Source organism: Prevotella multiformis DSM 16608 (assembly GCF_000191065.1).
Lineage (GTDB): Bacteria > Bacteroidota > Bacteroidia > Bacteroidales > Bacteroidaceae > Prevotella > Prevotella multiformis.
Window position 1 is genome coordinate 67,451 of the sequence record NZ_GL872283.1, and the last position, 11,850, is coordinate 79,300.

Sequence of the window (11,850 nt, forward strand, 5' to 3'; positions counted from 1 at the left end):
GTAAAAGATGTTTCAGGATAGACATGGACGGCCCGGACTGACAGCGGAAGGGACTCCCTTCCAACGCTCAGCCCGGGCTTTTCCGTGTACTGTCAGACCTCCGTCCTCCCACAGCCCCACACCTCCCTGATTGAAGAAGAAAGATCCCATCACGCCTGTCCTGTGATTCCGAAACAGCAATGTGCAGCGGGAGGCGGGAGTATTTTCCCATCGGTCAGGGAAGATCGGATGCAGAATGGGAAACCGTCAGAAGCCTTCCTTTGAATTGTAAGGATAAATTACCAGCCGTTACAGGGAAAGGACCGGGACAATGCCGCCATGCCGCCATCCGGCGAGGACGACTGCGGAGCAAGAGGAAACAGAGTTTAAGGTGATTCACAAATCACTAACAGTCAAGCACATACAACTCTCTTTCCAAAAGGTGCCCGATTACGCCCCAAACAGGCGTTAGTTGCCATGCAGACAAGCACCCCTTAGAACGCTGACGGGCGTTGATTGGAAGTCAGGCAAGGGTCGGTTAGAAGATGACCCCACATCCCTTGCCTTTGAACGGGTACGGAAACGAGGGGAAACAGACGGTCATCAGTACGTGGATTGTAAAATTATTTCGTTTCAACGGATGATCCGACAGCCGGATTCCCGCATTCAAACCGGGGACACAGGAAGCCACCCTTTACCGGGAAAAGAAAAGGTGCATCCGACATTCCGGTGACAGGCGGAATGTCGGATGCACCTTCAGCGGGCTCCGCCACTGCGGCGGCCGTCTCTCTTCCCGTCAGCTTGCCGGGCAGAACTGTATGCACACCGGACGGGGCAGCTGTATGTCCTGACGGGTATCGCGCAGCTGTCCGGTGGACTTATCGCGGCTGAACACCTGTATCTTGTCGGCATCCCGACAGGCTACAAGCAGGTATTTTCCGTTGGGCGTGATCGTGAAGCTGCGGGGGTGGCTGCCTGTACGGCACTTCCCTATCCTGACGAGCTTCCCGCCCGCTTCTACCCTGAAGAGGGTGATGCCCTCCGCCTTCAGGCGTGTGCTGGCATAGACGAAACGGCCGTCAGGGCTGACGTGGATGTCCGCCCCGCCCCGTGCATGGGCATCGTCGGCAAGGATGGTCTGCGTAGCTTTCAGTTCGCCCTTGGCATAGTCGAAGACCGTGATGTAGCCCGAGAGTTCGCTCATGAGGTAAGCATGCCTGCCGTCGGGCGAGAAGACGAGATGGCGCGGCCCTGAGCCTCGTTTCACGTGCGTGGCAATGCCGTACGGCGAGAGCGTCCCCTTCGCCTTGTCGTATCTGAACGTGAGAATCTGGTCGGCGCTGAAATCCGTTGCCAGCACGAATCCGTCGGGGGCAAAGCGCACGCAGTGGATGTGCGGAACATTCTGCCGTGTACGGTCAGGGCCGCCTTTATAGCCGGCAAACTGTTTCGTCATCTTTCCCAGGGTCCCGTTCCGCAGGACGGGGAAGACGGAGAGGCTGCCGCCGGAGTAGTTGGCGGTAAGCGCCACCTTCCCGTCTGTCGCCACATAGCAGGGATCCTTGCCATGGGTCAGCTGGGAATTCATAAACGACATGTTGCCCGTCACCGGGTCAAAGGCGATGCTGTTGAGCGTCGCCGTCGCATCGTTGTTCTCGCTGACGGCATACAGATGCCGTCCGTCACGGGCGAAGGCGAGGTAAGACGGATTCTTCACTTCCAGCGTACTGCGCAGTGCGGCGACACCGGTAGTCTGGTTGAAACTGAAGGAGTAGAGCCCTTCGCTCCCGGTTCCGGTATAAGTCCCGACAACCATGTCCAGGTCGTTCCCGGCCATGCTGAATGTCGGCAGGGCCGTGGCAATCATGCCTAAAACAAGTGTTTTTGCTTTCATTGGATGGGTTTGATTGATTGTTTTGAATGTTCATTTCCGCTGACCCGAAGACGGATCTTCTCCTGTCACGCTCCTGCAAAAGTAAAGAAAAAGATGTGAACCTGTTCTGTTTTTTACTTTTCTTTGTCTTCAATGACACTGTTTAAGGCAGATTCGGAAAATCCACCAGCCGGATTCCCGCCAGAAACATCGACCGCCGCACGGTACCGTCACGCCCATGCGAACCACGGCTCCTTGCGGCCCTGACAATCGAAAAAGGCTCCGCATCCCTGCGAAGCCTTTCGTTTAACATCAGACTTGCTCACGCAAGCCGTGTGTTCTTGTACTAACTCAAATAATTAACTTTAATAACGACTATTTTTCTATTTGACAGGGCAAAGATACAAAAAAAGTGCAGAATAGAATGTAAAATATCCTATAATTAACGGTGCTTTTAGACTTTATAACAGACGCACGGCATTCATATTCAATTATCGGCCATTTCTCTACACGGCACGGGGATTGTAAGACCTGTCCGGCGCATGGCCGGCTGGAACCGGGCCGGCAGACACCCTGAAACGGTATAGAAATCAGGGATTAAGGCCAATTTTAAACGGTTTTATTTGCTCATCTCAAAATCTTGCCGTACCTTTGCACGCCGATAAAGGTAAATATGCCACCTGAGAGTCTGCGTGCTGACTGATGGAAGCCAGTCACAGGCGAGTGTCTTTCTGTGGGTTCGTTTGGTGGCGCACTTACCTTATTATATTAGGATAATAAATCATAAACAAACGAATTTGAAGACATTTGAAGAGTTGGGTGTGAGCGAAGAGATTCGCCGCGCCATCAGTGAGCTTGGATTTGAACATCCAATGCCTGTACAGGAAGAAGTAATCCCCTATCTGCTCGGTAACCGAAACGACGTCATCGCACTGGCACAGACCGGTACGGGCAAGACGGCCGCATTCGGCCTGCCGCTGCTGCAACGGATCGACACCGGCAGCAAGGACACTCAGGCGGTAGTGCTGAGTCCGACACGTGAGCTTTGTCTGCAGATTGCAGACGACCTGAAGGATTTCGGCAAGTACATCCCCCATCTGCACATCGCCGCCGTCTATGGCGGTGCCTCCATCGAGACGCAGATTCATCAGCTGCGCCATGGAGTACAGATCATCGTGGCTACGCCGGGCCGTCTCATCGACCTCATGCACCGCGGCAAGGCACGCCTGGACAAGGTGACGAACGTCGTCCTGGACGAGGCCGACGAGATGCTGAACATGGGCTTCCAGGAGAGCATCACCGAGATACTGACCGGTGTGCCCGAAGACCGCAACACCCTGCTGTTCTCGGCTACGATGAGCCGTGACGTGGAACGGGTGGCAAAGGGCTATCTGCACGACTACAAGGAAATCGTCGTGGGCAGCCGCAACGAGGGTGCGGAGAATGTCAACCACATCTATTACATGGTGAATGCCCGCGACAAGTACCTTGCCCTGAAGCGGCTGGTGGACTTCTATCCGAAGATCTACGCCATCGTCTTCTGCCGCACGAAGGTGGAGACGCAGGAAATTGCCGACAAGCTGATCAAGGACGGCTACAACGCCGAATCGCTGCACGGCGACCTCTCGCAGCAGCAGCGCGACCTCACGATGCAGAAGTTCCGTTCGCACCTCACGCAGATCCTCGTGGCAACGGATGTGGCTGCACGTGGACTGGACGTGAACGACCTGACGCACGTCATCAATTACGGCCTGCCGGATGATATTGAAAACTATACCCACCGTTCCGGACGTACAGGCCGTGCGGGCAAGAAGGGCACATCCATCTCGATCATCCACTCCCGGGAGAAGCACAAGGTGCGCAACATCGAACGGGAAATCGGCAAGGAGTTCGTGGACGGCACGCTGCCGACACCGGAAGAAATCTGCAAGAAACAGCTGTTCAAGACCATGGACGACATCCTGAAGACGGATGTCGACGAGGAACAGATCGAACCATACATGACGGACATCAACCGCCAGTTCGAGTACATCGACAAGGAAGATATCATCAAGAAGATCGTCACAGCCACTTTCGGACGTTTCCTGAACTACTACAAGAATGCGCCGGAGATAGAGAAACCGTCGTCACGCAGCTCACGGGAGAGTTCCCGCAGCGGCCGCGGAGAGGGAAAGTCCGGACGCAGCCGCGGCCAGCGCAAGGCAGAGAGCGGCTACAGACGGCTGTTCATCAACCTCGGCAAGACCGACGGATTCTATCCGGGCGAGGTGATGCAGTTCATCAACAAGAACGTACACGGCCATCAGGAGGTAGGACACATCGACCTGCTGTCCAAACAGAGCTACATCGAAGTGCCGGAACAGGATGCACAGAAGGTGATGCGGGCACTGGACGGCACGACGTACAAGGGACGCAAGGTACGCTGCAATGACGCTGAAGAAGGCGGGCATGGACGGTCGGACAGAGGCCGGGCAGCCAGTGGCCGGGGCGGTTACGGAAGCCGGGGAGAAGGACGGCAGGACAGCCGGGAGCGCAAGGGACGCGGCCGCCGGGAACCGGAAGAGGACTTCTCCTTCGCACAGCACAAGTTCAAGAAGGACGACTGGAAGGAACTCATGAAGGGGGCGTCGGCCAAGCTGAAAGGCGAGGAACCGGACTTCTCGGAGGAAGGCTGGGCACGCCGCCGGCCGAAGAAGTAGCCGGCTATCATCGTTTCCGGGCTTTGGGAACAGCATGAGGACGTGCCGGAACTCCGAATCGGGAAAGACCTCTGTTCCCTGCTGACCGTATCAAACCCTCATAAACATCAGAACAACCGCTATCATCGAGTTTTCGACTCTCTGGTAGCGGTTGTTCTTTGCAGCCGGAAGCTGTCTTCCGTCGGAAGCGGGTCCTGACACGTCCGCTTATCCGTACAAAGTGTCTGCAACATTCCTGCAAGGCATCACGGACGGCTTCCTCCATTGACATTCATGCAGGGAAAAGACCCGTGCTGTAAAGTCCTACGCTTCCCTCTGCCGATACTTCACGAAACAAGGACAGCCCTGTCGGAACCGGGACAGGGCTGTCTGCTTGTTGTACAGTCGTTGTAAGCCGGATGTCGGGAAGAGGCTTACCTTTGAGAGGGCACTCGTCTTTGCTGTGCCGCCGCATCTTGCTTACTGCGGGTTGATTTCCTTCAGCAGGCGGTCGGCATGTCCCCATTTGTCCATCATATAGAGGACGAAACGGATGTCAACACCGATACAACGGGCAAGGTTACGGTCGAAGTTGATGTCACTTGAAAGACTGTCCCAGTTGCCGTCGAAGGCAAGACCGATGAGCCGTCCCTTGCCATCGAACATCGGTGAGCCGGAGTTTCCGCCGGTAATATCGTTGTTGGTAAGGAAGCAGAGCTGCATCTTTCCGGTTGTCTTGTCAGCGTAACGACCGAAGTCCTTGACGCTCATCAGCTCCTTCATGACTGGTTCTGCCTGATAATCTTCAACCTTTGCGCCACGGTTCATCTTCTCGACAATGCTCTCGGCTGTCGTATAATAGTTGCTGTTGAAGCCACCGATCATATAGCCCCCAACCTGTCCGTAAGAGAGACGCATTGTGAAATTGGCATCGCTGTAATGGGGCATATCCATCTCCATCTGCACCTTTGCCTCACAGAGTTTCTTCTCTTCATTTTCGATGGATTCTTCCTTTTCTGACAGGTCTGCCATGATTGCCTGGTAGACCATGATAAGCTGAACACCCAGCTGTATGCCCGGGTCCTTGAGGTTCTTCTCATCGTTATAGAATTTATGCCCCTTTGTCAGCAGCTTGCTGTTGGCATACACCCAGTCAGTGTACTTCTTATAGTTGTTGCCGAACTTGTCCTTGATAGTCTTGTAGAAATCAGGGAGATACCTGGCCGGCACATGGCCTGCGTAGTTCTTCAGCATGGCCGCTGTCATTTCCTTGTCGAGTGCCAGATTCCATTCATCGCTGTTGTCCTTGAACTGCATATACTGTTTCTTGGGGTCGTCTTTCGGTCCTTGCAGCTCGATGGCTCCGCGCGAAAGGTCGAAGGTTCTTTGGAGAAACTCCGATGTCCTCCAGAACGATTCGTTCCAATAGGCTTGGGCTAATGCCGGTTCCCTGCTTGTCTCATAGAGTTTACCCAGCTTGGCGAAGTCTACGCTTACAGCCGGGTCTTTCACGGTTTTGGCATCAAGCCACTTCTGTATCTTCGCTTCGTATTCCGCCTTCTGCCGGATAAGGCCGATGGAATCGATACATTTGTTCATTCCCATCGAGTTCTTCCAGTAGTTGGCAGAGCCGACATACTTGTTCTCATACTGGATGCGGGTCTTCTCGTTCCGGTCCATGTACTTCTTCATGATGGCGAGCTTGATGTCACGCACCTGTACACGGGTCGTGTTGTCGACGTCACGACGCTGCTGTATTCCATACGATGACAGATAGCGGCTGGTCGAACCGGGATATCCGACGGTCATGGCGAAGTCCTTGTCCTTGTAGCCTTCAAGGCTCACCGGCGCCCAGTGAGCAGGATGGTAAGGTACGTTGTCTTTCGAGTAAGCCGCCGGTCCGTTGGTCTTGGGGTCGGCATAGATGCGGAAGACGGAGAAGTCGCAGGTCTGCCGCGGCCACATCCAGTTGTCCGTCTCACCGCCGAACTTTCCCATGCTCTTGGGCACGGTGAACACCAGCCGGACATCAGGGAAGTCCTGATAGGTCGTTGCGTAATACTTGTTTCCCTCGTAGAACGGGTCAATGGTCACGTGTAAGGTCTTGTCAATCGCCTTTACGGAGTCGGTCATGTGGTTCGTCAGAGAGTCGATGGCGGCCTCTGTCTGTTCGGCATCCTTGCCTGCAATGAGTCGATTGACACGGTCCGTGATGTCCTGCTGGTTCTTCATGAACGACACGAACATATTTTCATTGGGCAGTTCCTCGACGTAGTTTCTGGCATAGAATCCGTCCTTCATGTAGTCGTGTTCAACGGTGGAATGGGCATTTATCGCACTGAAGCCACAGTGATGGTTGGTGAACACAAGTCCATCCGGCGACACGACGACACCCGAGCAGAATCCTGAAAAGTTGACAACGTAATTGCTGATGGCATCGGGCGAGTTGTAAAGCATGTCGCAAGGCAGCTGGAATCCCTCGGCAACCATTTGTTCGTAGACCGCATCAGGGAGGTTGTAGAGCGTCCACATACCTTCGTCGGCATGCATGGATGTGCTTCCCCATGCGAGAAGTCCGGCGATAAGCAAAGCTGATTTTTTCATATTCGTATTATTTGTTGAATGATATATTTATACTGCTTTCCTGGGAGTTCAAGAAGCCGGAGGGGGAAGGGGAATATGTTTTGGCAGTCGGAGGTTTTTGACAGACGGTGCCGTCGGCTGCGTTCTTTTCCTCTCCATTCTCCTTCAGAAGTCGTCTTCGGCATCCTTCAGGAAATTTTCTTCGGTGTCCGTTAAAATCTACTCCTGTGTCGTTTGGAGCCGCCGTCCCCTGGCTTCCTTTACATCTTCGGCTTTCCTTTATCGGCTTAGAGCTGTTTCTCTGACTGCAGAAAGCCACTATTTTGATATGCGTCGGCGCAATTGTGCCAAAGGCAGGTCGTGATAGACGATATGTGCAATGAAGAGGATGATGACCAGCGTGTTGACACCCAATGCTGCCGGGACTGAAAGGTTGGCGTTGCTGTAAGCGATAATGGCGAAAAACAGTCCGCCTATCAGAACATAAGTAAAGATACTCTTCAGCGGATAGTCTATCGGATACTTGCGCTGGCCGACGAGATACGACAATACCATTGCCGTTGCATTGCCCAGGAAGCCAGCCCATGCGCAGGCGATGTAGCCGTAGTGCGGTACGAAAACCACGTTGATGCCGATGATTACAGCACAGCCGATTCCCGAGAAGTAGGCTCCCCAGATGGTCCTGTCGATGAGCTTGTACCAGAAACTGAGGTTGAAATAAACACCCGTCATGATGCCGCCCGCCATCACGACAGGAACGACCCGCAGTCCTACCCAGTAGTCCCGGCCGATGATATGGCGCAGAACATCCATGTACCCCATTACCACCAGGAACGCCAGCAGCGTGAAGATGATGAAGAACTTCATGGCGCGGGCATAGGTCTCCTTGTTGTCTTTGTCGCGTGCCTTGCCAAAGACGAACGGCTCATAGGCATATCGGAAAGCCTGTGTGATCATCGACATGATCATGGCGATCTTGCTTGCGGCACCGAAGATACCGAGCTGTGCGTGTGCATCGTTTCCCTTGTAGACGTAGGGGAAGAGGATGTAGCCTGCCGTCTGGTTCAGTATTCCGGCAATACCCAGGATAAGAATCGGCCAGGAATACGACAGCATTTTCTTCGCCAAAGGCATATCAAGCAGCTTCCCGCCCGCAAAGAAACCTTCTTTCAGTTCTCTCCAGAAGCAGAAGGTGATGGTTCCCGTGCAGACAAGGTTGATGTAGAAGGCGTAACCCACCTCATGTCCGCCGAGAACAAGATAGTAGACAAGGTTCAGGACGATGTTCAGAGCGATGAACAGCAGCTTGAATGCCGCAAACTTTATCGGACGCTTCTTGTACCGGAGGTAGGCAAAAGGAATGCACTGGAAGGCGTCAATCGCCACTGTAACCGCCATTACCCATACGTAAGAGGGGTGCGCCGAGTAGCCCATGAAACCGCAGATGGGTTGCAGGAAGACGAAAACCATTGCAATGAACAGCAGTGACGACAGTCCTACCATCGACAGGACAGTGGAATAAACCTTCTGTGGATTCTGGTCCGTCTTGTTGGCATAACGGAAGAAAGTGGTCTCCATGCCATAGGTCAGGATGACGAGCAGCAGCGCCGTATAGGCATAGATATTCGTAATGACACCGTAACCACCGCTCGCCGCACTGATCTTTGCTGTATAGAGGGGGACGAGAAGATAGTTCAGAAACCTTCCGATGATACTGCTCATACCGTAGATGGCAGTGTCCTTTGCAAGTGATTTTAAATTTGCCATTGTCGCTTTGTTATTGGGCTTATTACCGCTTATATTGCCTGTTATCGTCTGGTCACCGTCCTGTCGTCATCTAAAAGAAAACATAGCAGACGGCTATTGCGGCAATCACGCCGGCCAGGTCCGCCAGCAGTCCGCACGCTACAGCGTGTCTTGTGTACTTCACGCTGATGCTGCCGAAGTAAACAGCCAGAACGTAGAAAGTCGTGTCCGTCGAGCCCTGGAAGATACAGCTGAGCCTGCCGACAAACGAGTCGGGGCCGTAGCTCTTCATGGCTTCCAGCATCAGTCCGCGTGCCCCGCTGCCCGACAGCGGCTTCATGAAGGCAGTCGGCAGCGCACCGACGAAATCGGTATTCAGTCCGCATTGCCCCACACACCACTGTATTCCCTTTATCAGCAGGTCCATCGCACCCGACGCACGGAACACGCCCACTGCCACGAGGATGGCAACCAGATAGGGAATGATACGCACGGCTGTAGAGAACCCTTCTTTGGCTCCCTCTATGAAAGCGTCATAGACGTTTACTCTCCGCAGCAGGCCGGCACCGATGAAAAGGACGATGATCGACATGAGGATAAGATTGGAGGCGACGGAGGTCACCGTACCCATCGTCTGCTTGTCCATCTGTCCGAATCCCCAGATCACCAGCCCCACGAAAACCGTCAGCCCCAAAAGGGCGGCAAGCAGAGCAGGCTGGAAGATATTGATGCGCTGCCAGCCGGCCGTGATGATGATTCCGGCAAGCGTTGCAACGGTCGTCGCAAGCAGGATGGGGATGAACACATCCGTCGGCTGGGCAGCTCCGTACGAGCTCCGGAAGGCAAGGATGGTCGTCGGGATGATGGTCAGCCCTGACGTATTCAGCACCAGGAACATGATCATCGGATTCGTTGCCGTGTCTTTCCTCGGATTCAGTTCCTGCATCTGTGCCATGGCTTTCAGTCCGGTAGGCGTGGCCGCATTGTCAAGTCCCAGCATGTTCGATGCAATATTCATGAAGATGGACCCCATGACAGGGTGGTTCCTCGGGATGTCAGGGAAAAGTCTGGTGAAAAGAGGACTGAGTATCCGTGCCAGCACGTTTACGACACCTGCCTTCTCACCGATTTTCATGATGCCCAGCCACAGTGCCAGCACTCCGGTCAGTCCCAATGATGTCTCGAAGGCGGTCTTGGACGAATCAAAGGTCGCATCCACCATCTTCTGGAAGATCGTCGTGTCACCCGTCAGCAGAGAGATGATTCCGAAGACGAAGGCAATAAGGAAGAATGCTATCCAAATGTAGTTCAGTACCATTCAGTTTGTCTGTTACAGCTGTTCATTGTTTGATTGTTTTCAGGGGCGGGGACGGACAGCCCCGCAGAAGGCACCATTCTTTCCCATTGCAAATTTAGATAAAATTCCCGAACTATAATCCAGTCGGATAAAGAAAATGCTTTTTCTTTAAAGGAAAGACAATCCATTCTGTGTGTGAACCCGCAGTAAAATAAATGAAAAAGACAGACAGACACTTCCTGTTCCGTACCATCCAACCGTGGGAAAACGCACGAGGCATATCCTATTGAGTTTTTTTCAAAAGCAGGTGAAACAGGCTGTCATTCCCTGTTTTTGTCGATGACAACCCTGTATCACATATACCATTTAATCTTTTTAACGTACAAAGCAGGCTGATTGTTCCATGAAGTTTTTAACTTTGCAACCAAGAGTTTTCGGAATAGCGCATTGTCTGTATTCCGATTGCGCACATCAGGTTTATTCCATTTGCAAAGAACAATACAGTAACAGCAGACCATATGGGTATATTTGACTTCTTCAAGAAAAACAGGCATAAGGAATGCCGGAACAATCAGCACACGACAGAGGTGATGGCGGAGGAAGAGGAGGAGGCAGACTTGTGGGCCCAGGCTTGTATGGCAAAACCGCATTGCTATACGAAGGAGGGGAAGAAGCCCATCCTGAGTTTTGTCGTGACGGAGGGGATAAACACCATTCTGCCGATGTTCCCCAACGAGCTGTACAGGAAAGGTAAAAACGGATTCGCCGACATACGCCTCATTTTTGTCAGTACGTCCCGGAAAGGAGATCCTGTCGATCTTCCTTTCTTCCACTGTGTCCCCGCACTTTCCAACTATGCACTGGACATCAGAGAACCGAACGTATTGATCAGAGGACTGAACGCGCTGGAAATGGGGGAGATTATATCAGGTGTCAGACATACGCTGGCGTGCTGTCCTGAAAGAGAGAAAGTATAGCCGCCTCCCCGTACATCCCATACAGAACCACCGGGACACAGCTCCCCCCGCTTTCATCCCCCATTCCGGAAGGAGAGCGATAAAACCTGCCTGAAATGTGAAGACTTGTCCCTTGTGTGGGCCTTCATGTTCCCACAAAAGCCCTTTCAGGAGACTGACTTTTCTCGCAATATAAGTTTTAGTTTTGGTTGCCGTCATTTTAACATTTCTCACCAATCCACTGTATATAAGCACTTTAATTATTGAACAAGTGTGACGGTAGTGACAGGAAAAGTCGTTTTGTGTCCATTGCCTAAAGTGAACGAATCACACATACAGAAGAACCGATCCCTCCATAAAATGCGTAGATGAGGTTCTTTGATGTTTATGGGATGTCAAGGGATCTGTATCACCCATCAAGCTCTATGCAACATTGATTTACAGTTGGTTGAAAAACAAGTACGTGACGTTTTGGAAGGCGGGCACAGACCTTCCCATGGTGTTAGCAATCGTATAAATCTATCCCTTTAACGGAAGAACCCTGAATAAGCGACCTATTTAGTCATCTTCAAAATTAAATTCAACTTTACTTTGAAGTATAATCTCTTTAAGAACTTCCGTAACCGCATCTGGTTTGTCAAACCCCTCAAGATAGTTCTTTAATTGTGGAATGTTGATAAATTCCTCTATACAATCAAGGTGGTCATCAACAGCTTTTTGCACAATAGATGTTTTAAA

7 protein-coding genes are annotated in these 11,850 nt (G+C 52.5%); 2 read left to right on the top strand and 5 right to left on the bottom strand.

Annotated features, from left to right (window positions below; translation table 11 throughout):
• Nucleotides 1-775: 775 nt before the first annotated feature.
• Nucleotides 776-1,873: a lactonase family protein gene (locus HMPREF9141_RS05700; RefSeq protein WP_007367612.1), complete on the bottom strand. Its 1,098-nt coding sequence runs from the start codon at nt 1,871-1,873 to the stop codon at nt 776-778.
• Nucleotides 1,874-2,649: 776 nt separating this feature from the next.
• On the opposite strand from HMPREF9141_RS05700, the gene HMPREF9141_RS05705 reads away from it, so the two are divergent.
• Nucleotides 2,650-4,551, top strand: a complete 1,902-nt coding sequence (locus HMPREF9141_RS05705) for a DEAD/DEAH box helicase (protein WP_040554580.1) — start codon at nt 2,650-2,652, stop codon at nt 4,549-4,551.
• Between the two features lie 459 nt (nt 4,552-5,010).
• Here HMPREF9141_RS05705 and HMPREF9141_RS05710 read toward each other — a convergent pair whose 3' ends face one another.
• The 3 genes from HMPREF9141_RS05710 to HMPREF9141_RS05720 form a co-directional block, all read right to left on the bottom strand.
• Nucleotides 5,011-7,134: a S46 family peptidase gene (locus HMPREF9141_RS05710; protein ID WP_007367617.1), complete on the bottom strand. Its 2,124-nt coding sequence runs from the start codon at nt 7,132-7,134 to the stop codon at nt 5,011-5,013.
• Nucleotides 7,135-7,431: 297 nt separating this feature from the next.
• Nucleotides 7,432-8,880 (bottom strand): oligosaccharide flippase family protein, encoded by a 1,449-nt coding sequence (locus HMPREF9141_RS05715; protein ID WP_007367619.1) that lies wholly within the window; start codon nt 8,878-8,880, stop codon nt 7,432-7,434.
• A 70-nt stretch (nt 8,881-8,950) separates the two neighbouring features.
• Nucleotides 8,951-10,177, bottom strand: a complete 1,227-nt coding sequence (locus HMPREF9141_RS05720; protein ID WP_007367620.1) for a spore maturation protein — start codon at nt 10,175-10,177, stop codon at nt 8,951-8,953.
• Nucleotides 10,178-10,674: 497 nt separating this feature from the next.
• On the opposite strand from HMPREF9141_RS05720, the gene HMPREF9141_RS05725 reads away from it, so the two are divergent.
• Entirely contained in the window at nt 10,675-11,133 is a 459-nt protein-coding gene (locus HMPREF9141_RS05725; protein WP_007367622.1) for a hypothetical protein, read from the top strand.
• Between the two features lie 537 nt (nt 11,134-11,670).
• On the opposite strand, the gene HMPREF9141_RS13350 is transcribed toward HMPREF9141_RS05725, so the two are convergent.
• Nucleotides 11,671-11,835 carry a hypothetical protein gene (locus HMPREF9141_RS13350; RefSeq protein WP_007367623.1) on the bottom strand — a complete coding sequence of 55 codons (165 nt, stop codon included), beginning with the start codon at nt 11,833-11,835 and terminating at the stop codon, nt 11,671-11,673.
• Nucleotides 11,836-11,850: the final 15 nt, after the last annotated feature.